At 68.8% G+C, this 21,007-nt stretch carries 18 protein-coding genes and 1 pseudogene; 5 read left to right on the plus strand and 14 right to left on the minus strand.

The genetic code is table 11. The features are described 5' to 3' along the window. The first annotated feature begins 84 nt into the window (after positions 1–84). Positions 85–387 carry a putative quinol monooxygenase gene (locus AC1DER_RS06410; RefSeq protein WP_441817607.1) on the plus strand — a complete coding sequence of 101 codons (303 nt, stop codon included), beginning with the start codon at positions 85–87 and terminating at the stop codon, positions 385–387. Positions 388–432: 45 nt separating this feature from the next. On the opposite strand, the gene AC1DER_RS06415 is transcribed toward AC1DER_RS06410, so the two are convergent. The 5 genes from AC1DER_RS06415 to AC1DER_RS06435 all read right to left on the minus strand — a co-directional run bounded on the left by AC1DER_RS06415 (position 433) and on the right by AC1DER_RS06435 (position 6,097). Next, positions 433–1,674, minus strand: a complete 1,242-nt coding sequence (locus AC1DER_RS06415) for an ABC transporter permease (RefSeq protein WP_441817608.1) — start codon at positions 1,672–1,674, stop codon at positions 433–435. Continuing rightward, positions 1,671–2,390 (minus strand): ABC transporter ATP-binding protein, encoded by a 720-nt coding sequence (locus tag AC1DER_RS06420; RefSeq protein WP_477248011.1) that lies wholly within the window; start codon positions 2,388–2,390, stop codon positions 1,671–1,673. The genes AC1DER_RS06415 and AC1DER_RS06420 overlap by 4 nt, the downstream gene beginning before the upstream one ends. Further along, a complete protein-coding gene (locus AC1DER_RS06425) occupies positions 2,387–3,967 on the minus strand; it encodes an efflux RND transporter periplasmic adaptor subunit (protein ID WP_477357773.1) in 1,581 nt (526 codons plus the stop codon). Before AC1DER_RS06425 ends, AC1DER_RS06420 begins: the two co-directional genes overlap by 4 nt. 129 nt (positions 3,968–4,096) lie before the next feature. Continuing rightward, the gene (locus AC1DER_RS06430) at positions 4,097–5,368 is read right to left on the minus strand and encodes a sensor histidine kinase (protein ID WP_441817611.1); all 1,272 of its coding nucleotides are present in this window, start codon (positions 5,366–5,368) and stop codon (positions 4,097–4,099) included. A gap of 12 nt (positions 5,369–5,380) precedes the next feature. Further along, positions 5,381–6,097 (minus strand): response regulator transcription factor, encoded by a 717-nt coding sequence (locus tag AC1DER_RS06435; RefSeq protein ID WP_158733290.1) that lies wholly within the window; start codon positions 6,095–6,097, stop codon positions 5,381–5,383. 109 nt (positions 6,098–6,206) lie between these two features. On the opposite strand from AC1DER_RS06435, the gene AC1DER_RS06440 reads away from it, so the two are divergent. Continuing rightward, entirely contained in the window at positions 6,207–6,548 is a 342-nt protein-coding gene (locus AC1DER_RS06440) for a DMT family protein (RefSeq protein WP_441817612.1), read from the plus strand. Positions 6,549–6,560: 12 nt separating this feature from the next. On the opposite strand, the gene AC1DER_RS06445 is transcribed toward AC1DER_RS06440, so the two are convergent. The 4 genes from AC1DER_RS06445 to nudE form a co-directional block, all read right to left on the minus strand. Beyond that, positions 6,561–6,863, minus strand: coding sequence for an Mpo1-like protein (locus tag AC1DER_RS06445; RefSeq protein ID WP_477247159.1), 303 nt, complete (start codon positions 6,861–6,863; stop codon positions 6,561–6,563). A 111-nt stretch (positions 6,864–6,974) separates the two neighbouring features. Then, positions 6,975–7,853 (minus strand): nucleoside triphosphate pyrophosphohydrolase, encoded by an 879-nt coding sequence (mazG, locus tag AC1DER_RS06450; protein ID WP_477247161.1) that lies wholly within the window; start codon positions 7,851–7,853, stop codon positions 6,975–6,977. An 8-nt stretch (positions 7,854–7,861) separates the two neighbouring features. Beyond that, positions 7,862–8,671, minus strand: coding sequence for a 3'(2'),5'-bisphosphate nucleotidase CysQ (cysQ, locus tag AC1DER_RS06455; protein WP_477247163.1), 810 nt, complete (start codon positions 8,669–8,671; stop codon positions 7,862–7,864). Then, entirely contained in the window at positions 8,668–9,219 is a 552-nt protein-coding gene (gene nudE / locus AC1DER_RS06460) for an ADP compounds hydrolase NudE (RefSeq protein ID WP_441817616.1), read from the minus strand. Before nudE ends, cysQ begins: the two co-directional genes overlap by 4 nt. A 68-nt stretch (positions 9,220–9,287) precedes the next feature. Between nudE and bioA the strand changes: the two genes are divergently transcribed. Together bioA and AC1DER_RS06470 are read left to right on the plus strand one after the other, a co-directional pair. After that, positions 9,288–10,721 (plus strand): adenosylmethionine--8-amino-7-oxononanoate transaminase, encoded by a 1,434-nt coding sequence (gene bioA / locus AC1DER_RS06465; RefSeq protein ID WP_477247165.1) that lies wholly within the window; start codon positions 9,288–9,290, stop codon positions 10,719–10,721. Then, on the plus strand, positions 10,712–11,449 hold the full coding sequence (locus tag AC1DER_RS06470) for a 16S rRNA (uracil(1498)-N(3))-methyltransferase (RefSeq protein ID WP_477247167.1): 738 nt from the start codon (positions 10,712–10,714) through the stop codon (positions 11,447–11,449). The genes bioA and AC1DER_RS06470 overlap by 10 nt, the downstream gene beginning before the upstream one ends. Positions 11,450–11,496: 47 nt before the next feature. Here the strand turns inward: AC1DER_RS06470 and AC1DER_RS06475 are convergent, their stop codons facing one another. From AC1DER_RS06475 to AC1DER_RS06490, 4 genes are read right to left on the minus strand one after another with little or no spacing between them, the layout of a single operon-like run. Beyond that, positions 11,497–12,582 (minus strand): acyltransferase family protein, encoded by a 1,086-nt coding sequence (locus AC1DER_RS06475; protein ID WP_477247169.1) that lies wholly within the window; start codon positions 12,580–12,582, stop codon positions 11,497–11,499. Next, positions 12,579–13,100 (minus strand): chemotaxis protein CheW, encoded by a 522-nt coding sequence (locus AC1DER_RS06480; RefSeq protein WP_477247171.1) that lies wholly within the window; start codon positions 13,098–13,100, stop codon positions 12,579–12,581. The genes AC1DER_RS06475 and AC1DER_RS06480 overlap by 4 nt, the downstream gene beginning before the upstream one ends. 22 nt (positions 13,101–13,122) lie before the next feature. Further along, positions 13,123–14,712 carry a chemotaxis protein CheB gene (locus tag AC1DER_RS06485; protein WP_477247173.1) on the minus strand — a complete coding sequence of 530 codons (1,590 nt, stop codon included), beginning with the start codon at positions 14,710–14,712 and terminating at the stop codon, positions 13,123–13,125. Continuing rightward, a complete protein-coding gene (locus tag AC1DER_RS06490) occupies positions 14,705–17,080 on the minus strand; it encodes a response regulator (RefSeq protein WP_477247204.1) in 2,376 nt (791 codons plus the stop codon). The genes AC1DER_RS06485 and AC1DER_RS06490 overlap by 8 nt, the downstream gene beginning before the upstream one ends. A gap of 176 nt (positions 17,081–17,256) precedes the next feature. Here AC1DER_RS06490 and AC1DER_RS06495 point away from each other — a divergent pair, with 176 nt between their 5' ends. After that, a complete protein-coding gene (locus AC1DER_RS06495; protein WP_477247206.1) occupies positions 17,257–17,904 on the plus strand; it encodes a pentapeptide repeat-containing protein in 648 nt (215 codons plus the stop codon). Between the two features lie 775 nt (positions 17,905–18,679). On the opposite strand, the pseudogene AC1DER_RS06500 reads toward AC1DER_RS06495, so the two are convergent. After that, a pseudogene (locus AC1DER_RS06500) lies at positions 18,680–20,911 on the minus strand (Hpt domain-containing protein); the annotation flags it as partial. Positions 20,912–21,007 lie beyond the last annotated feature (96 nt).

A 21,007-nucleotide genomic window follows, 5' to 3' on the forward strand; every position in this document is an offset into this window, starting at 1 on the left:
TCATGGCCGCCTAGCGTGTTTTTCGCGTGCCATTAGCGTGCCAGGCCCTACCCTGAGTGACCCGCCCGATGGGAGGAAGACGCAATGTCCCGATGCGCTCTGCTGGCACGGTTGGAGGCCAAGCCCGGCAAGGAAGAACAGCTCGAGCAGTTCCTTCGCAGCGCCCTGCCGCTGGCCGAAGCCGAGCCGGGCACGCGCACCTGGTTCGCCCTGCGCTTCGGACCGAGCAGTTTCGGGATCTATGACACCTTCGACACCGAGGCCGGCCGCCAGGCGCACCTGGACGGCCCGATCGCCGCGGCACTGATGGAACGCGCCGACGAACTGCTGTCGCAGCCGCCGCAGATCGACCGGGTCGACCTGCTGGCCAGCAAGCTGCCGCACTGAGCCGCCCGTGGAGGTGCTTCGCTTCGGAGGGCTTTTGCCGTGGCGCTACTGCTGCCGCAACGCCTCGATCGGATCCAGCTGCGATGCCTTGCGCGCCGGGTAATAGCCGAAGAACAAGCCGGTCATGATCGAGAAGCTCGCCGCCAGCGCAATCACCTGGCCGTTCAATGCAACCGGCAGCGAACCGAACTTTCCGACCAGCAACGCCCCGACCACGCCTATGGCGATGCCCAGCGCACCGCCGATCAGCGAGATCAGCATCGCCTCGGCCAGGAACTGTCGACGCACGTCCGACGGACCGGCACCCACCGCCATGCGCAGGCCGATCTCGCGGATGCGCTCGGTCACCGACACCAGCATGATGTTCATGATGCCGATGCCGCCGACGATCAGCGAAATCGTCGCCACCGCACCGAGCAGCAGCGACATCAATCGGGTCGTCGCCGTCCGCGTGGCCACGATCTCGGAGATGTTGCGCACGTTGAAGTCGTCATCCTCGCCCGGCTTGATGCGATGGCGCTGGCGCAGCAGCGCTTCCACCTCGCCCTGCGCGTAACCGAGATCCTTGGCATCGGCCACCGTCAGCGCGATCTGCGTGACCGCACCGGCCGGCAGGCCCATCGCGCCCATCAGGCGACGGCGCGCGGTCTGCAGCGGCACCATCACCACGTCGTCCTGGTCCTGGCCGAAGCCGCCCTGGCCCTTGGGCTTGAGCGTGCCGACCACCGTGAACGGCACGCGCCCCAGGCGAATGGTCTGGCCCACGCCCGGGTCGTCGCCGAACAGCGTGCGTCGCACCGTCTCGCCGAGGATCACCACCTTGCCCGCGCTGGTGTAGTCCTGCGCATCGAAACCTTCGCCGTTGTCGATGACCCAGGCGTTGATGTCGAAGAAGTCCGGTTGCACGCCCTGCCAACTGGTCGAGGCATTGTTCTCCGCGTACACGACCTGGGTGCCGCCGCGCAGCGCGCCGGCGACGTACTGCACTTCCGGAATCTCGCTGCGGATCGCCTCGACGTCGCCCTCGTTGAGGGTGAAGAAGCTCGACGAGCTCTGCCGCGCACCACCACCACCCGGGCCGCGAGCGGCGCCGGAGCTGATGTCCAGGCGCTGCGAGCCCAGCCCCGACACCATCTTGTCGATCTCGGCCTGGGTGCCCTGCCCGACCGACACCATCACGATGACAGCTGCTATTCCGATGATCACGCCCAGCGACGTCAGGGCGCTGCGCATCCAGTTGCCACGCAGCGCATGGATCGCGGTGCGCAGGATGTCGGAGAAATTCATGCCCCGTCCTCCTGCGCATGCAGCTCGCCGTCGCGCATCACGTAGATGCGGTCGGCGTGCGCAGCGACTTCAGCGTCGTGGGTGATCAGCACCACGGTGTGGTTGTCGTCGCGCAGGCGCTTGAACAGCGCCAGGATCTCTTCGCCAGTCTTGCTGTCGAGCGCGCCGGTGGGTTCGTCGGCGAGCAGGATCGGCGGCCGGTTGATCAGCGCGCGGGCGATCGCCACGCGTTGCTGCTGGCCACCGGACAGCTCACTGGGACGATGGCCGACGCGTTCGCCCAAACCCACCGATACCAGCGCGGCACGGGCGCGCTCGAGCCGTTCGTGGGGCGGCACCTGCGCGTAGCCCAGCGGCATCGCCACGTTTTCCAGCGCGCTCATCCGCGGGAGCAGGTTGAAGCCCTGGAAGACAAAGCCAATCTTGTCCCGGCGCAGGACCGCCAGGTCCTCGGCATCCAGCGTCGACACGTCGACGCCATCGCAGTGGTAGCTGCCGGCGGTGGGGGTGTCGAGGCAGCCGATCAGGTTCATCAGCGTCGACTTGCCCGACCCCGACGGCCCCATGATCGCGACGAACTCGCCGCGGTCGATGCGCATGTCGACATCACGCAGGGCCAGCACTTCTGCCTCGGTGTGCGCCGAATAGGTCTTGCACAATCCGCGCGTGAGGATCACCGCCGGTTGCGCTGCCGGTGAGGAGGCGACCGCGCTCATTGCTGCGCACGCTCGCCGGTCACGATCAGGTCGCCCTGCTTGAGGCCACCACCGGAGACTTCGGTGCTGCTGCCGTCGCTGGCGCCGATACGCACCATCACCATCTCAGGCTTGCCGCCGGCGAGACGGTAAAGCGGCGCGCGCTTGGCATTGAGCAGGCCCGCCAGCGCGCCGTCCCACTTGGCCTTCTGCGCATCGTCGAGGCTGCCGCGGAACCCGGCGAAATCCTCGCGGAAGCGGTCGGCCATGCGCTGGCGCATCTGCGCCTGCAGGTTGCCCGCGCCGCCGGCGCCGCCCGTCACCACCACGCCCGGTCCACCGCCGCCGGGGCCGCGACCACCGCCGCCACCGCCGAACAGGCGATTGCCGCCGCCGGACTGCGCCGCCTGCGCCTGCCGCGCTGCCTGGCGCTCGCGCACGGCAGTGATCGCAGCGTCGAATGCCGCCTGCTGCGAGGCACTCAGGTTGAGCGTGGATGCGGTGCGGGTCAGGTCATCGATCACGCCGCTGCCGCCGCCCTGGCGATTGGCCTGCGGTGCGGCCGCCGTGGCATTGCCCGCATCGTCGGCCGGCTTGAAGCGCAGCGCGGCGTTGGAGACCTTCAGCACGTTGTCGCGACGGCTGACTTCGATCTCGGCATTGACGGTCAGCCCCGGCAACAAGGTGCCGTCGCTGTTGTCGACCGTCACCACGACCGGATAGGTGACAACATTGTTCGTGGTCGTCGCCGACAACCGGACCTGCTCGACGGTGCCGCGGAACTGCCGGTCCGGGAACGCATCGACGGTGAACGACACACCCTGGCCGGTGCGGACCTGGCCGATGTCGGCTTCGTCCACCGCCAGTTCGATCTTCATCTTCGCCAGGTCCTCGGCGATCTTGAACAGTTCCGGTGCCTGCAGGCTGGCCGCCACGGTCTGGCCCGGTTCGATGCTGCGGGTCAGCACGACGCCGTCGACCGGCGAACGGATCACCGTGCGGTCGAGGTTGACCTGGGTCGTTTCGGTGGATGCGGTCTGCTGCTGGATCGAAGCCTGCGCGGCGTTGACCTGTGCACGCGCCTGGTCGAGCGCGGCGCGGGCCAGGTCGACGTCGCTGCGCGCAACCAGCTGGCGCGCGCCGAGGTCGGCCTTGCGGCGGTAGTCGAGCTCGGCATTCACCAGCGCCGCCTGCGCCTGCGACAGTGCGGCGCGGGCATTGGCGATCTGCGCGTTGCCCTGCGCGATCTGCGCCTGGTAGGTCTTGGGGTCGATGCGGGCGATGACCTGTCCGCGCTTGACCGGGTCGTTGAAGTCGACCAGCACGTCGGTCACCTGGCCGGAAATCTGGCTGCCGACGGTGACGGTCGAAATGGCGCTGAGCGTGCCGGTCGAGGAAATGGCAACGCGAATGTCGCCGCGTTCGACCGGAGCAGTGCGATACGCGCCAGTGGCGGCTTCGGCATCGCGCTGGCGGAAATACCAGAATCCGCCTCCGGCCAGCGCGAGCACGATGGCGGCGGCGATGCCGCGGCGGATCCACACATTGGACTTGCGGGCGGGGCTCGACGACTGGGGGGACTTGCGGGCTGCGCTCATGTGGCTCGATTCAAGGGTTATGCCCGCGCCAACGCGCGAAGTGGCGTTGCGTTGACAGCTGGGGGACCGGATGGTTCAGCCCATTGTCATCCCGGTGGCGCCATCCGCCTATCGACGCAACACCGCGCCTTACTGGAACCGGATCACCGCCGTCGTGCCCTGTCCCGGTTCGCTGGCCAGGGTGACCGGCCAGCCGAAGCGCTCGCCGAGCCTGCGCACGATCGACAGGCCCATGCCCTTGCCGTCGCTTTCGACAAACTCGGCACGGAAGAACGGGTCGAAGGCCTTGGCCAGGATCTCCGGCGACATGCCGATGCCGCTGTCGCGGATCACCACCCGGTCGGGCATGACGCGCACTTCGATGTGTCCGCTGCCGGTGAAGCGCACGGCGTTGCTGAGCAGGTTGCCGACCATCACCCGCAGCACGTGCGGCGGCGCCACCAGCCGCGGGCCACCCTCATCGTGGAAGGTCAGCTCGACCGGTCGCCCGGCCAGCATCGGCCGGATCCGCTCGACTTCGCTGGCGACGATGTCGCGCACCTCGAACTCCTCGCTTTGCGGCGCCACGTCGGCTTCGCGGGCGAGGATCAGGAAGGCCTCGATCACCGACTCCATGTCGCGGCCGGCCTGCTGCACGCGCGCGAGCGAGCGCTGCGCGCGCGGGCTGGTTTCCGGGTCGGCCAGCATCAGGTCGGTGGCCACTCGGATGACGGTCAGCGGCGTGCGCAACTCATGGCTGGCGTCGCGGGTGAAGTTGCGCTCGCGACGGACGAAGTCGCTGACCCGCTCCGACAGCCCGGTCAGCGCCTTGGACAGCTTGCGCACTTCGTCGCTGGCGTCGGCGGGCAACCGCGCCGGCGCGATCGCGCTGGCGTCGGGGTCGCGCGGGTCCCAGTGCGCGACCTGGTTGGCGAGCCAGCTCACCGGCGTCACCAGTCGCTTTGAGGTCCGGTAGGTCAGCCAGATCAGCACACCGCTGGTGATCAGTGAGAGCAGCAGCGAGACCAGCCCGGTCATCAGCACCGACTGGTCGGCCATCCACGCCGAGAACACCAGGTACAGCGTTCCCTGCGGGCGGCGGTCGACATACACCAGGCTGCGGCTGTCGGGCAGGCGCTGCACGCCCGGGCCCAGGCCGTTCAATTCGGCCGGCAGCTTCGGATTGACCTGGCCGGGGATCACCACGTAGCCCGACATCGTCGAGCTGCTCGGAAGGCTGTGGTTGGGGTCGGCGGCATACGCCTTCCAGAACGCCTGCGCTTCCTGTCGCACGCGCTGCTCGATGACTTCCTGGCGCACGATCACGCCGGCGAGCAGGATGCCCACCGTGATCACGATGCTGCCGATCAACGCCTGCGTGATGAACGCAAGCTTGATCCTGCGCGGAAGTCCGTGCCGCATGGCGCTGGCTGGTTACTCGGGTGGCTGCGAGATATCGGCAACGCGGTAGCCGGCACTCTGCACCGTGTGCAGCAGTTGCTTGTCGAACGGCTTGTCGATGGTCTTGCGCAGGTTGTAGAGATGGCTGCGCAAGGTGTCCGAATCGGGCAGGCCGTTGCCCCAGATCTCACGCTCGATTTCCTGGCGGCTGACCACGCGTGGCGATTCGCGCATCAGTATCGTCAGCAGGCGCAGGCCGATCGGCGAGAGCTGCAGTTCGCTGCCACCGCGGGTCACGCGCAGGCTGGCCGGATCGAGCACCAGGTCGGCGACCTTGAGCACTTCACCACCCACCTGGCGACGCTCGCGCCGGATCAACGCGCGCAACCGTGCTTCCAGTTCCTGGATGGCGAATGGCTTGGTCAGGTAATCGTCCGCCCCTGCCCCCAACCCCGTGAGCTTCTCGTCGAGCGTGTCGCGCGCGGTCAGCATCAGCACCGGCGTCGACTTGCGCGCCTCCTCGCGCAGCTTCTTGCACAACTCCACGCCGTCCATGCGTGGCAACATCAGATCCAGTACCACTACGTCATAGTTGTTTTCGGTCGCCAGTCGATAGCCATCAAGGCCGTCGCTGGCATAGTCCACCTCGAAGCCACGGCCCTCCAGATATTCGCCGACCATCTCCGAGATGTTGCGGTTGTCCTCCACGATCAGGACCAGACCGCCGTCCCTTGTGCCGGTACCCTGCATGCAAACCCCTCCAACCCTTCAGCTTTGTGAAGGCTGCCGATGATCGTGTGCATGTTTCGTGAAGGCGCGGTGTTTAAGCTGAACACAATCCCTACGGCCGACAATCCCCATGCCCGTTGAACGCATTTACCCCATCCTGCTGCTGCTTGGCTCGAACCTGTTCATGACCTTTGCCTGGTACGGGCACCTGAAGTACAAGTCGACTCCCCTGATGGCGGCGATCCTGGTCAGCTGGGGCATCGCCTTCTTCGAGTACTGCCTGATGGTGCCCGCCAACCGAATCGGCAGCGCGGTCTATTCGGCGCCCCAGCTCAAGGGCATGCAGGAAGTGATCACCCTGCTGGTGTTCGCCGGCTTCTCGGCCTGGTACCTGGGCGAACCGCTGAAATGGAACCACTGGGCCGGCTTCGCCCTGATCGCGGTGGCGGCCTGGCTGATCTTCCTGGAATGACGCAGGTACGGCCTAGAACCTGATCCTGCCGCTGAGGATGTCCTTGAACATCACCCAGTCGCCAGCGAACGAATAGATCGGATGGCGGAACGTCGCCGGGCGGTTCTTCTCGAAGAAGAAATGGCCGACCCAGGCGAAGCCATAGCCACACAGCAGCGCGGCCAGCAGCCACCAGCCATTGCGCTGGACGATCGCCAGGGCGAGCAGCACCAGCACGCCGCAGCTGCCGACGAAATGCAGGCGCCGGCTGGTGCGATGGCTGTGCTCGCTGAGGTAGTACGGGTAGAACTCGCGGAAGCTGGCGAAGCGCTGCACGTTGTGACTCCCAGGGCCTCCGTTGGCCTGCAGCGGTGATCGTGCACCGGCTCCCGTACGCCGGCAAGCCCGTCCCGGGCAAAGCCCGTGTGCCGACGCGCAGGCCCGTCCCTACTCCCCGGACTTCTCCGCGGCCTTGGCCCGCTCCCAGTAGCGGTCCTGGGCTTCCAGCGACTGGCCTTCCAGCGCGGAGCCGTCGGCCTGCGCCAGTGATTCCATCGCCCGGAAGCGACGCTCGAACTTGTGGTTGGCCCGGCGCAACGCAGCGCCAACGTCGACCTTGGCATGGCGCGCGAGGTTGGCGCAGACGAACAGCACGTCGCCGATCTCGTCCTCCAGGCGGTCGCGCGCGGCGGCATCGTCGGGATCGGCGTCGAGCGCGGCGAACTCGGCCCGCACCTCCTCGACCTCCTCGTGCAGCTTGGCGATCACCGGGGTGACCTCGGGCCAGTCGAAGCCGACCCGTGCCGCCCGCTTCTGCAGCTTCACCGCGCGCTGCCACTCGGGCAGGCCGCGGGCGATGCCGGCGAGCGCAGAGCGGTCCTGGTGGCCGTTGTCCTCGCGCTCGCGGCGCTTGTGCTCCTCCCAAGCGAGGGTCTGCGCTTCGGAGTCCTCGACGGCGGCATCAGCGAACACGTGGGGATGGCGCCGTACCATCTTGTCGCTGATGGCGGCGACCACGTCGCCGAACTCGAAGGCGCCCTGCTCCTGCGCCATGCGCGCGTGGAACACCACCTGCAGCAGCAGGTCGCCCAGTTCGTCCTTGAGGTCGTCCAGATCGCCGCGATCGATCGCGTCTGCGACCTCGTAGGCCTCCTCGATCGTGTACGGCGCGATGCTGGCGAAGTCCTGCTCCACGTCCCACGGACAGCCGGTCTGCGGGTCGCGCAGCCGGGCCATGATGGCGAGCAGGCGCTCGATGGCCTGGTGTGCAGAGACGTGCTGTCCTGAGACGTGTTGTCCAGAGACGTGTTGTGCAGGGGCGGTCATGGCCTGGCTCACTCGCCCAGCCACTGCCGCCACGGCAGCGCGGTGTCGCCCAGGGCGATGAAGTCGCCGTTGAGGATGGCCTCGCGCTGGTTGTAGCGGAACGGGCGGCCCTGCGGGTCGAGCACTGCACCACCGGCGCCTTCGAGCACGCACTGGCCTGCGGCGGTATCCCACTCGCTGGTGGGGCCAAAGCGCGGGTAGATGTCCAGCCGGCCTTCGGCGAGGGCACAGAACTTCAGCGACGAGCCCAGGCCCAGCGGCTCGGCCGAACCCATGCGGGCGATGAACGATTCGGTGCGCGAATCGCGGTGCGAACGGCTGGCCGCCACGCGCAACGGGGCAGTCGCCGGCGCGCGTACGCGCACGGCCTGCTCATGGCCGCCTTCACGCCGAAACGCGCCCAGCGTGGCGCCGCCATGCCAGAGCGTGCCGGTCACCGGCGCCTGCACCACGCCGAACACGGCGACGCCGTCTTCGATCAGTGCGATGTTCACGGTGAACTCGCCGTTGCGCTTGACGAACTCGCGCGTTCCGTCGAGCGGATCGACCAGCCACAGCCGCTGCCACTGCCGGCGCTGCGCCGCAGGCACCACGTCGGCGCATTCCTCGGAGATCACCGGGATGTCCGGGGTCAACCGCGCCAGTCCATCGACGATGCAGCGGTGCGCAGCCAGGTCGGCCGCGGTCAGCGGCGAATTGTCGTCCTTGTGCTCGACGGCGAAGTCGCTGTCGTAGATGCCCAGGATGGCGGAGGCGGCGTCGTGTGCCAGCGCGATCACGCCTTCGCGCACCTCGGCAGGAATCGTGTTCGGCGTCATGTCTGGTGCGTCCTCAGCCACTCGCGGGCAATGAAAAGGGCGGCGATGCTGCGGCCTTCGGAGAAGTCCTCGCGCAGGATCAGCTGGTGCAGGTCGTCGAGCTTCCAGGGGACCACTTCCAGCTCCTCGGGCTCGTCACCCGGCAAGCGCTCCGGGTACAGGTCGCGCGCCAGCACCAGGTGCGCCTGGTGGCTCATGTAGGTCGGGGCGAGGGTCAGCGAACGCAGCACGGTGATCGAGCGCGCGCCGTAGCCGGCCTCTTCCTTGAGTTCGCGGTCGGCGGCCTGCTCGGGCGTCTCGCCGGCGTCGATCCTGCCCTTGACCAGTCCCAGCTCGTAGCGGTGCACGCCTGCGGCGTACTCACGCACCAGCAACACGGTATCGGCGTCCAGCAGCGGCACCACCACCACCGCACCGTGGCCGCGCCCGTGCAGGCGCTCGTAGTGGCGGCGCTCGCCGTTGGCGAACTCCAGGTCGAGTCGTTCCAGCCGGTACGGGCCGGCGTCGTGTTCGGTGACGCTGTGGATGGTCGGCAGCCGGCGGCTCATGGCCTGGTTCCGTGACAGGCCCCGGTCGCGGCGCTGCAGCGCGCGCCGCCAGGCGGGATAATGGAGGGATGCAGAAGAAGACTCACGATGACCAGATGCTAGCAGAGGCCGGTGTCGGGGCAGGTGCACATGCAGGCGATGCCGATGCCTGGCGCGCCCGCGACCTGGCGGTGCTGTGGCATCCGTGCACGCAGATGCGCGAGCATCCCCACACCCTGCCCCTGCTGCCGATCGCACGCGGCGAAGGCGCGTGGCTGGTCGGCCGCGACGGCCGCCACTACCTCGACGCGATCAGCAGCTGGTGGACCAACCTGTTCGGCCATGCCGAGCCGCGAATCGCCGCCGCCATCGCGCAACAGGCGATGACGCTCGAGCACGTCATACTCGCCGGTTGCTCACACGCGCCGGCGGTCGAGCTGGCCGAGCGATTGCTGACCATCGCCCCGCGCGAACCGGGGCGCGAACCGCTGAGCAAGGTGTTCTACGCCGACAACGGCTCGGCCGGGGTCGAGGTCGCGCTGAAGATGGCGTTCCACTGGTTCCGCAATCGCGGCGTCGAGCGCCGGACCAAGTTCATCGCGCTCGACAATGGCTACCACGGCGAAACCCTGGGCGCGCTCGCGGTCGGCGACATCCCGCTGTACCGGCGCGTCTATGCGCCGCTGCTGGCCGAAGCGTTGTTCGCACCCTCGCCTGACGCCTACCTGTGCGAGGAAGGCGAGACCCCGGCCGATCGTGCGCGCCGCGCCGCCGATGCCCTGCGCATCGTGATCGAGCAGCACGGAGAAGAGGTCTGCGCGCTGATCCTGGAGCCGCGCGTGCAATGCGCAGGCGGGATGCGCATGCACGACCCGCTGTACCTCAAACTCGTACGCGAACTGTGCGATGCCCATGGCGTGTTCCTGATCTGCGACGAGATCGCGGTCGGCTTCGGACGTACCGGCACGCTGTTCGCCAGCGAGCAAAGTGGCGTCCAGCCGGACCTGCTGTGCCTGTCCAAGGGACTGACCGGTGGCGCCCTGTCGCTGGCGGCGGTGCTGGCCACCCAGACCATCTACGACGGCTTCCTCGACGATTCGCGCGAGAAGGCGTTCCTGCATTCGCACAGTTACACCGGCAACCCGCTGGCCTGTGCCGCCGCGCTGGCCAGCCTGGACATTTTCGCCAGCGACCAGGTGATCGTCCGCAACCGCGACACCGCGGCACGGATGACGGCCCTGGCCGCGCCACTGGCTGACCACCGCCATGTCGCCGATGTGCGCCAGGCCGGCATGATCGTCGCCTTCGAACTGACGCCCGGCGGCAAACGCGGGGCCGCCTTCGAGCCTGCCGCGCGTGTCGGCCTGCGCGCCTACCGCGCCGCGCTCGACCGCGGCGTGCTGCTGCGACCGCTCGGCGACGTGCTGTACTGGATGCCGCCGTACTGCGTCGACGAGCGGGCATTGCAACTGCTTGCCGACACCACCCGCGCCGCCATCGACGAGGCCACTTCATGCGCATGACACGTGTCCACGTCGACCAGCCGCTGGCGGCCGGCAGCGAAGTCGTCCTGCCCGAAAGCGCGGCAGCCCATCTCGGCCGGGTCTTGCGCCTGGGCGTGGGCGACGCCTGCGTGCTGTTCAACGGCGATGGCCACGACTACGCGGCGCGGATCATCGCCCTGGGCAAGCGCGAGCTGCGCGTGGCGATCGATGCGTCCAGCCAGGTCGATCGCGAGTCGCCATTGCGGCTGGTGCTGCTGCAGGGCGTGGCGCGCGGCGAGAAGATGGACCTGATCCTGCAGAAGGCGACCGAGCTGGGCGCCGCCGCATTCCATCCGCTGTGGTCGCAGCGCAGCGAAGTGAAGCTCGACGAGGCCCGCGCGGAGAAGCGGCTTGCACACTGGCGCAGCGTGGTGTCGTCGGCGTGCGAGCAGAGCGGCCGTGCCGCCGTGCCCGCGGTCGCCGCGCCGGTCACGCTGGCAGCCACGCTGGCAGCGCTGCCTGCGGGCGGCCTGCGCCTGATCCTGGACCCGGAAGGCGAGCTGTCATTCACCGGCCTGTCGCCGGACATCAGCGCGCCGGTGTACCTGGCGATCGGTCCGGAAGGCGGCTGGTCGCCGCTCGATCGCGAGCAGGTGCGCGCAGCAGGCTTCCAAGGGTTGCGGCTGGGCCCGCGCATCCTGCGCACCGAAAGCGCGGGCCTGGCGGCGATTGCGGCGTTGCAGGCGCGGTTCGGCGACCTGCAGTAGGGCATGGATCCCCGCCTCCGCGGGGATGACGAATCTCGGGATGACGGTCAGATCTTGAAGTAGATCTTTCGCGCGTCGAGCACGCGCACGACCAGCCACCACACCAGGACGAACGCGATCGCATACGCCAGCGACGGCACGAACGGCCCGAAGAGCGGCGTCATCCAAGCGGCGAACGCGTGCTGGTACAGCGGCTCAAGCCAGCCGAAAGCGACCAGCGCGTACAGCATGAAAGCCGAGCCCGCATAGGCGGCGATCGCGTTGACGCCGAAGGCCCTGCCCAGTGCGGGAAGTTCCTGGCGATCGACCAACCGGTGCGCCAGCGCCAGCACCCAGCAGGCGATGCCGCCAGTCCAGAGCACATAGGACGACGTCCACAGGTTCTTGTTGAGCGGTTGCCACCACGACCAGGCCAGACCCAGTGCCATGGCGACTGCACCGGCCAGCCACAGCGCGCGCGAATCACCGCGCCGCAACCAGTCGCCTGCGCGGATGCCCAGTACGGTGGTCGCCAGCGCGCCCAGCGTGCTCACCAGGCCTTCGGGATCATGACCGCGGCCGCTGGCCGGATCGATCTGGTACACGTGCACGCCCAGCAGCGCGTGGTCGACGCGGCTGGCGATATTGACGAAGGGTTCGTAGCTGCCACCGGCCGCCAGCAATGCCCCGTAGCCCAGCAGCAGGCCGGCGAGCACCAGCCATTGCGTGCGCGGCCGCGTGTACAGCGCGAGCATGCCCGCCGCGGCGAAACACAGACCGATCCGCTGCAGCACGCCAAACACGCGGTAGTGGGCCAGGTCGAAGGCCCACAGCGCGCACAGATGCAGCAACAGGCCCAGGCCGACGATGCGCGCGGCGCGCGTCAGTACGGTTCGCGCCAGTGCGGCGCGCGCGTCGCCACGCTCCAGGCGCGGCATCAACGCCAGCGTGATCGACACGCCGACGATGAACAGGAACATCGGGAAGACCAGGTCGGTCGGCGTGCAGCCGTTCCACGCCGAGTGCTCCAGTGGCGCGTAGACATGGCCCCAGTCGCCGGGATTGTTGACCAGCAGCATCGCCGCAACGGTGATGCCACGCAGCGCATCCACCGAGGCAAAGCGCGTCGGCGCTGCCACGGTCGTTGCGGTCAAGCCGCCTGCACCAGCACCGCGCTGACCTGGGCCTCGATCGACTCCAGGTCAGGCAGGAACGCCGCATCCTCGTTGAGCAGCACGCGCGCCTGCACGCCGTTGGGCAGTGCATTGGCGTCGTCCACCACCACCAGGGTGTCGCGCGACACGGTGACCAGGCGCGGGAAGCCGTGGGTCAGCATGGCGAAGTACGGCGCACGCGGGTTGCCACCGAGCGCACGCAGCACCACCACCTTGCTGCCCAGGCCACCGCGTTCGTCGGCCAGGCCGGCCAGTCGTGCGAATGCCACCAGCGGCAGCTGCCAGCCGCGCCAGCGCATGCGGCCCAGGAGCCAGTCCGGCACGTCGGCCAGCGGTTCGGGCTCGGCGTACGACAGCACTTCGGCGATGGTCGCGTTGGGCAGCAGCAGGCGGCCGCCGGCAACCTGGATCAACACGCCCCGGATGTCGTTTTCGACAACCGGAACCGAGGCGGCGTGCTTGCCGCCGGAATGATTGGAATGGTTTCGATGCGGCATCTGTAAGGTCCTGTCTGCCGGCTCAACGCCAACGTGCGATCAGACGTTCGGCCAGTTCGACCGGCTGCCCGGCGACGCCGCCGCGCGCGATCAATGCGGTGGATGCGGCCGCGTCATAGCAACCGTCGGTCGCCTGGCCGGCCACGAGTGCGCCCGCCCAGGAGTGGTTCATGGCTGCGTCGACACGGGCCGGGTCGCTGCCGCTGAGCAGCAATACCGCCGAATCGGCCGACGGCAGCGAGGCGATCACGTCGCCCTCGCCTTCGGTGAAACGGATGCCGTGCTCGTTGACGGAGATGCCGATCTCGGCGGGCAGGATGTAGATCGAACCGGCCATCGCCAGCAGGCCCGGTTCGGCCAGGCGAACCTGCAACGGCGTGGCGCGCTGCATCTGCGCGACCAGCCGGTCGTAGCGGCCACCATCGAGGCGCTGCTGCACCAGCACCGGGCGCGGGAATGTGTCCGGCAGCGCGCCCAGGAGCTGGCGCACCGCGTCGGGACCGCCAATGCCGGCGAGCACCAGGACGGCGCCGTTGCTGTGCACGGTGGTGCGGTCTTCGACCAGCTCCAGTGCGGAGATGCGGGTCTCGAGGTCGCCCAGGTCGCGCTGGAAACGGTTGTTGGCGGCGCGGCTTTCGGTGCTGGCGGCGGTGCCGGAGTTCTCGTCGGCGAACGACCAGTCCGGAGCCGACGGCGCGGCAGTGGCCGGGGCCGCAGGCGTGGCGACCGGCGCGCTGTCGTCACTGGCGATGTCGAGCGAGCGGCTTGCCTCGAACAGCAGCACCGGTTCGGCCGGCGTTGCGTGTTGCGGCATGGCTACCGGCTGTTCGGTATCGAGCAATTGCAGGTCGTCGAGCAGTTCGACGGCGACCGGCGCCTGGGCCGGCGAAATTTCGTAGTCGAAGCTGGATTCGAACGGCTCGATCACCAGCGCATCGTCGTCGGTCGACACCATGCCCGGCTCGTCGAGCAGCGGCATGTCGATCGCGTCCAGTGCCTGCTCGTCCAGCAGCGCCGGCGTGGCGGTGACCGCCATGGGCGCTTCGAAGTGAAGCTCCGCGGCGACCGGGTCGAACGGGCTCAGGTGCATCGTCTCGACTGCGACCGGGGCCGGGGCCGTCTCGGGCTCAGGCACTGCTGCGACCGGTTCCGGTGCGACCGGTTCCGGTGCAAGCGCGAGCGGTGCTTCGGCAATGGCCGTCGCGGCTCCGGGCACGGCTGTGCCCGCGCCGAACTCCTCACCGTCGCCTTCCGGCTCGTGGCCCGGCGGCAGCACGTTGCCATGACCCTGCAGCTTCGCGGCCAGGTGCCGCGTCCAGCGCGCCAGGTCCCAGCCTTCGCGGCTGGCGGCAAGCGCCGCCTCTTCATAGATGACTTCGACCGCAGGATCGCCCAGCACCGGGTCGAAACGTTCGATCGCATCCTCGGTGGCCGCGTCCAGCGCCACCACGATCACCTGCGGCGCGGCCAGGCCGAGCGCGGACGGATCGAGCGTGGTCGGGTCGGCCTCCAGCACCAGTTCGGCACCGGCGTCGGAGAGCGCCGAGCGCAGGCGTTCACACGCCGCGCCCGGTCGCGCCAGCAGCACCGCGCGACGCGAAGACTCACTCATGATTGCGCGATGCCCCCGCGCCCGGCGCATTGATGCCGAGCAGTTCGTAGACGTTGCGGATCAGTTCCGGCTCCTGGTACGGCTTGCCGAGGTAACGCTCCACGCCGATTTCAAACGCGCGCTGGCGATGCTTGTCGCCGGTACGCGAAGTGATCATGACGATCGGCACGCCGCGCAGGCGCGAATCGCCCTTCATCGCGGTGGCCAGCTCATAACCGTCCATGCGCGGCATTTCGATGTCGAGCAGCATCAGGTCCGGCACGCGGTCGGTCATGCGTTCGAGTGCGTCGATGCCATCCTTCGCGGTGAGGACCTCGAAGTTGTGGCGTTCCAGCACGCGGCCGGTGACCTTGCGCATCGTCACCGAGTCGTCGACCACCATCACCAGCGGCACGCGGCGCTGTTCGACCGGTGCGGCAACGACCGGCACGTGGTCGCGCGGCAGCAGCATCTGGCGGCGCACCAGCGGGGCGACGTCGAGGATCACGACCACGCGGCCGTCACCCATGATGGTCGCGCCGAAGATACCCGGCACCGAAGCGACCTGCGGACCGACCGCCTTCACCACGATTTCGCGGTTGCCGACGACCTGGTCGACGCAGACCGCGGCGCGCAGATCGCCGGAGCGGATCAGCAGCAGCGGCATCTGCAGGTGGCCTTCGGCCTTGGCGGTGCCGTGGCCGACCAGCGCGCCCAGATCATGGACCGAGTAGTCCTCGCCGCCGTAGCGGTAGGTCGCATCGGCCATGTCGAGGCGGTCGCGGGCGATGCGGCCGACACCGCGGACCGAGGCGATCGGCACGGCGAAGGTGGTCTCGCCGATGCGGACGAACACAGCCTGGGTGACCGCGAGCGTCTGCGGCAGGCGCAGGGTGAAGTTGACACCCTTGCCCGGGACCGAATGGATGTCGAGCGTGCCGCCGAGCTGGCGCACTTCGCTGGCGACCACGTCCATGCCGACGCCGCGACCGGACAGGCGGCTCACCGCATCTGCAGTGGAGAAGCCCGGTTCCAGGATCAGTGCATCGAGGGCGGCATCGGACAGCGTCGCGCCAGCGGGCACCAGGCCGCGCTCTTCGCCACGGCGGCGGATCGCGGCGCGGTCCAGACCGGCACCGTCGTCGCCGACTTCCAGCACCACTTCCGAACCTTCGCGGCGGACCGCGATGCGGATCGTGCCTTCTTCCGGCTTGTGCGCCTTGCGGCGCTTGTCCGGCGTTTCCAGGCCATGCGCGACCGCGTTGCGCAGCATGTGTTCCAGCGGCGCGGTCATGCGCTCGAGCACGTTGCGGTCGAGTTCGCCCTGGGTGCCGTCGAGCTTGAGCTGGACGTGCTTGCCCAGTTCGCCCGAGGCCTGGCGGACGACGCGGCGCAGGCGCGGCAGCAGGCCATCGAACGGCACCATGCGCGTGCGCATGAGGCCTTCCTGCAGCTCCGAGCTCACGCGCGACTGCTGCAGCAGCAGGGTTTCGTACTGGCGGGTCAGGTCGTCGAGCGTGGTCTGCAGGCTGGTCTGGTCAGCGGCCGACTCGGCCAGTGCACGCGACAGCTGCTGCAGGTTGGAGAAGCGGTCGAGCTCGAGCGGATCGAACGCCTGCTCGGCCAGATCGCCTTCGCGCTGGTAGCGGGCGACGATCTGCGCTTCGGTTTCGATTTCCAGGCGGCGCAGCTGGTCACGCATACGCGTGTTGGTCGCTGCCATTTCCGCGATGGCGCCGCGGAAGGCACCGAGCTGCTGTTCCAGTCGGGCGCGGTAGATCGCGACTTCACCGGCGTAGTTGACGAGACGGTCGAGCAGGTCTGCGCGGATGCGCACCTGCTCCTGCGGCGCGCGAACGCCGATGTCGTCTTCGTCGCCCGCCGGGGCATCGCTGATCGGTGCAGACAGCGGCTTGAGTTCGACGTGCTGCGGCGCTTCCGCCGTGACGGTGGTCGCGGCCGGCTTGGCCGGTTCGACCGGCGTCGCGGGAACGTACGACTGGCCGCGGGCGCGTGCGTCGAACTGCGCGATGAGTTCGTCCGGCATGGCGATCGCGCGGCGTTCGCCAACGCGGGTGACCATGGCATGGAGGCGGTCGAAACCGTGCTCGAGCAGCGGCACGCCATCGCGTCCGAGCTCGCAGCGCTGTTCGGCGACCGCTTCCAGCAGCGATTCCATGGCGTGGCCGAGTTCGCCCACGGCCATGATGCCGGCCATGCGCGCGCCACCCTTGATGGTATGCAGGTCGCGCTGCAGGCCCACCACCGGCTCGCGATCGCCCTGCGCCTGGCGCAGCTGCGCCAGCAGGCCATCGGAATGGTCGAGCAGGTCGCTGGCTTCCTCGACGAAGATGTCGACCAGTTCCGGATCCAGTCCGCTCAGGTCCAACGCTTCGTCGGGGTCGTCGCTGCCGGCCAGTGCATGCGCGATCAGTGCGGCAACGGCCGGTTCCTGTTCGTCGCTGGCCGCTTCGGCGTGCGCGACTTCGGCCTGCGGCTCGTGGCCAGCCGGTTCGTCTTCGCCACCGTCGGATTCGTTGGCGCCCGGCGCACCCGCATCGGCGAATGCGGCCAGGCCAATCGACGCGGCCTCGATCGCTGCCGCCTGCTTTTCGCGGGCGACACGTTCGGCTTCGGCGTATTCGGTTTCGAGGCGGGCATATTCGCGCTCTTCGTCTGCCAGGCGCTCGGCTTCGAGACGCTCGGCTTCGAGGCGTTCTGCTTCGAGACGCTCTGCCTCGAGGCGCTCGGCTTCGAGGCGTTCTGCCTCGAGGCGTTCGGCTTCGAGACGCTCCGCTTCGAGGCGCTCGGCTTCGAGACGCTCGGCTTCGAGACGCTCGGCTTCGAGGCGCTCCGCTTCGAGACGCTCGGCTTCGAGACGCTCGGCTTCGAGGCGTTCGGCTTCGAGGCGTTCGGCTTCGAGGCGTTCGGCTTCGAGGCGTTCGGCTTCGAGGCGTTCGGCTTCGAGGCGCTCGGCCTCGAGACGCGCTTCCTGCTCGAGCTGCGCCATGGCCTGGCGCTCGGCTTCGTTCTGCTCCAGGCCAAAACGTTCGGCCGGCACGCGCTCGACGTCGATCTGGCCGACATTGGCCTCTTCGATCGCAAGGCGTTCGGCTTCGATGCGGCGCGCCTCGGCCAGTTCGGCTTCCACGCGCGCGGCCTGCGACGGCTCGGCGAGGAAATCCGGACCGACGTCGGACGCCAGGTCGGTGAACTCGCTCAGGTCGAACGACGTCAGCTGGATCTCGTCGCCATCGTCCATGGCGATGTCAGTGTCGACCGGCTCGATGTTGACCGGCATCGACTGGCGTGCGTCCGGCAGGCTGTCGCGCAGGGCGCGCATGCGCGCGGCCAGGCCTTCGAATGCAGGCACGCGCGGCGCCGGCGTCTTCAGCGTGGCGAGGGTGCGGCGGATCGCGTCGGCAACATCGGCCATCGCCGCCACGCCTTCACCGCTGGCCGGCGTGGCCGAGGCAAGCAGGCGCTTGACGTAGATTTCGGTCGGACCGGTGATCTCGGTGATGACCGGCACTTCGGTCATCGCGAACGCGCCGTTGAGCGTATGGAACGAGCGCTGCAGGCCGTCGTCGACCAGGCGCGGACCGTGGTTGGCTTCGGCCAGCCACTGTTCGATCGTCACCAGGTGGCCGCTGACCTCGGCATCGAGGATCTCCAGCAGCACCGCGTCGACCGAGGCGGGCGTACCCGGCTCGACGGCGACCACCGGAGCCAGCTCTTCGATCGCCATCTCGACTTCGACGGCCTCGACGGCCTCGACGGCCTCGACTTCGGGTTCTTCGGCGAGCACGTCGAGGCTGACGGCTTCCAGCGTCAGCTCTTCGGCCACCACCGGCTCGTCGGCAACCACCGCCGCAGCACCGGCCACGGCCGGCGTGTACAGGCTTTCGTCGCCTTCGGCCAGGCGGTCGGCATGGGCTTCCATGCCGGCCAGGTCGGCCGTGATCGTGCCTTCGTTGCGCAGCGCCGCGTGCAGCTGCGGCAGCGCCGTGTAGGCGTGCCCGACCAGGCCCATGACCGCCGGGCTGGCAGCACGGGTGCCGTCGAGAACGCGGTTGAGCAGGTTCTCGATCTTCCAGCTGAACTCGCCCAGGGTCTTGGCGCCCACCAGGCGGCCACTGCCCTTGAGGGTGTGGAACACGCGGCGGATCGGACGCAGCCGCTCGCTGTCTTCCGGCGCACCGTGCCAGACCGGCAGCAGGTCGCCCAGATGGCGGATCTCTTCGTCGAGCTCCTCGAGGAACACCTCGCGGATCTCGTCGTCGATGTCGTCGCTGTGCTCGAAGCCACCGGCGGCGATCGCCTGCGGCGTGGTCGCGATCGGGGCGTGCACCACGACCGGCGCCGGCGCAGCCGCTGCGGCAACCTCGGCGACCTTGGCAGGCTCGGCCGAAGCCGGCATCGCGACCGTGCCCAGGGTGATCGTGTCGGACAGTTCGAAGTCCGGAACGTTGGCCAGCTCTTCGCGCGTGATCGGCGAACTCGGCGCCATCGTCGCGGCGATGTCGAATTCCGGCAGCGGCCAGTAGCGTAGCGATTCCAGGCTCTGGCGGGTGATGTCGAGGATGTTGTTGCGGTTCGGTCGCTGCTCGCGCAGTGCCTCGAGGTAGTACTCCAGGCTGGCCAGTGCATCGGCCAGGGTGTCGAGCTGCTGGCCATTGGGCACGCGCTTGCGGCCGATCAGCTCGACCTCGGTGTAGCGCTTGACGCCGGTCAGGTAGTCGGCCGGCTGCACGAGCTCCAGCATGCGCAGCGCGCCGCCGACTTCGTCCAGCACGCGCGGCACTTCGGCCAGCTCGGCGTGGTCCCAGTTGGTTTCGACGAAGGCGACGAACGCCTGGCGGGCATCGCCGAAGTTGGCGATGGCCTCGCGAACCACGACGTCGAGGACCTTGCGCGCCTCACCGGCAAGCAGGTCGTCGTCGGCCTGTTCGTCGGGCAGGCCCAGGCGCGAGACCTGGTCGTCCAGCGAAGCGTCGACGTAGAGCAGTGCGCCGGCGACATCGAGCAGCGCGCCCTCATCGGCCGGACGGCGTCCGCTGACGATCTCGTGCATCGCGTCGCGCTGCTGCAGCACGACGGTGCGGGCAACGCCCAGGCCCATCATGCCGAGCGTGTCGCTGACGCGGGTCAGTGCTTCCACCTGCGGCAGCAGGGTGGCGACATCGGTCTGGCCGGTGCGCAGGTGCAGGTCGAGGGCGTCCTTGACCCGCAGCAGGTCTTCCTTGATCGCCGCGGCAACGGTGTCGAGCAGCGCGCGATTGCGGCCGCTGAGGCTGCCGCGTGCATGCTCGAGTTCGGACTCGCTCGGCAGGTGCGAGTCGAGTTCGAAGGTATGGCGCAGGTCGTCCAGTGCCGGGTGGCGGCCATCGCTGTGGGCGACGTGGTAGAGCAACTGGCGGGTCGGTTCGGCGGCCGGCTCGCTGCGCGGCGCGGCGAAACCGTCGTCGGCCAGCATCAGGCGCGCTTCGCGCTCGACGCCACCGAAGGCCTGGCGCAGCGCGCGCGTGGCCGGCAGGGCGCCGTCGCGCAGTGCACCGGCGACCGAGGAGGCCACCCAGAGCATGCGCCGGACCGGCTCCAGCACCACTTCGGCGAGCAGGCCGTCAACGGCGCCTGCCAGCTTGTCGGGATGCGCGGGACTGCCCTCTTCCGGCCAGGTGGCCAGGGCATCGCGCAATGCGGCCAGATGGCCGGAGGAGTTGTGCGAAGGCGTGCTGCGCTGGCCCGGTGACGACACCAGGTTCGACGGCAACGGACGGTCCAGGTCCGGCGCGAACAGCACGCTCTCGTTGAGGCCCGCCTCGCCGCGCGTGGCGCGCAGTTCGTTGAGCAGCGGCAGCAGCACGATCGGGATATCGCGGTGACCGCCCTGCAGGCGTTCCAGGTAGTCGGGCAGCAGGACCACGCCGCGCATCAGCGCCGCACAGGCCTCGTCGCGGTCGGCGACCTTGCCCTGCTGCAACGCCAGCGCCAGGCGCTCCATTTCCTCGGCGACCATCGCCGGTGCGTACAGCTCGACCATGCGCAGGGTGCCGTGCACCTGGTGCAGCTGGTCGGCGCAGTGGCGCATGCGGCTGGTGTCGGCAGGATCCTCGGCATAGGCCTCGATTTCCTGCTGCGCCAGGCGCAGGGTCTCGTCAAGCTCCGGCTTGATCCAGCCCAGCGTGGTCGTATCGATTGCTTCGCGCATCACCGTCATCGCTCACCCCACGCAGGGATGACCCGGCGCGTGCCGTGGCGCATGCCCATGACGGGCATGTCCCGGTGGCCGTATTTGAACCTGTTCATCGACCTC

The sequence above is a fragment of the Lysobacter sp. 05T417 genome, assembly GCF_056396405.1.

Bases quoted from the DNA above. Each gene is read 5' to 3' on its own strand.
- AC1DER_RS06425 (WP_477357773.1), bottom strand. From the start codon at position 3,967: ATGAGCGCAGCCCGCAAGTCCCCCCAGTCGTCGAGCCCCGCCCGCAAG.
- nudE (WP_441817616.1), bottom strand. From the start codon at position 9,219: ATGAGCCGCCGGCTGCCGACCATCCACAGCGTCACCGAACACGACGCC.
- AC1DER_RS06495 (WP_477247206.1), top strand. From the start codon at position 17,257: ATGCGGCCAGGCCAATCGACGCGGCCTCGATCGCTGCCGCCTGCTTTT.
- AC1DER_RS06430 (WP_441817611.1), bottom strand. From the start codon at position 5,368: ATGCGGCACGGACTTCCGCGCAGGATCAAGCTTGCGTTCATCACGCAG.
- mazG (WP_477247161.1), bottom strand. From the start codon at position 7,853: ATGACCGCCCCTGCACAACACGTCTCTGGACAACACGTCTCAGGACAG.
- AC1DER_RS06470 (WP_477247167.1), top strand. From the start codon at position 10,712: ATGCGCATGACACGTGTCCACGTCGACCAGCCGCTGGCGGCCGGCAGC.
- AC1DER_RS06440 (WP_441817612.1), top strand. From the start codon at position 6,207: ATGCCCGTTGAACGCATTTACCCCATCCTGCTGCTGCTTGGCTCGAAC.
- AC1DER_RS06410 (WP_441817607.1), top strand. From the start codon at position 85: ATGTCCCGATGCGCTCTGCTGGCACGGTTGGAGGCCAAGCCCGGCAAG.
- AC1DER_RS06435 (WP_158733290.1), bottom strand. From the start codon at position 6,097: ATGCAGGGTACCGGCACAAGGGACGGCGGTCTGGTCCTGATCGTGGAG.
- AC1DER_RS06415 (WP_441817608.1), bottom strand. From the start codon at position 1,674: ATGAATTTCTCCGACATCCTGCGCACCGCGATCCATGCGCTGCGTGGC.
- cysQ (WP_477247163.1), bottom strand. From the start codon at position 8,671: ATGACGCCGAACACGATTCCTGCCGAGGTGCGCGAAGGCGTGATCGCG.
- bioA (WP_477247165.1), top strand. From the start codon at position 9,288: ATGCAGAAGAAGACTCACGATGACCAGATGCTAGCAGAGGCCGGTGTC.
- AC1DER_RS06420 (WP_477248011.1), bottom strand. From the start codon at position 2,390: ATGAGCGCGGTCGCCTCCTCACCGGCAGCGCAACCGGCGGTGATCCTC.
- AC1DER_RS06480 (WP_477247171.1), bottom strand. From the start codon at position 13,100: ATGCCGCATCGAAACCATTCCAATCATTCCGGCGGCAAGCACGCCGCC.
- AC1DER_RS06485 (WP_477247173.1), bottom strand. From the start codon at position 14,712: ATGAGTGAGTCTTCGCGTCGCGCGGTGCTGCTGGCGCGACCGGGCGCG.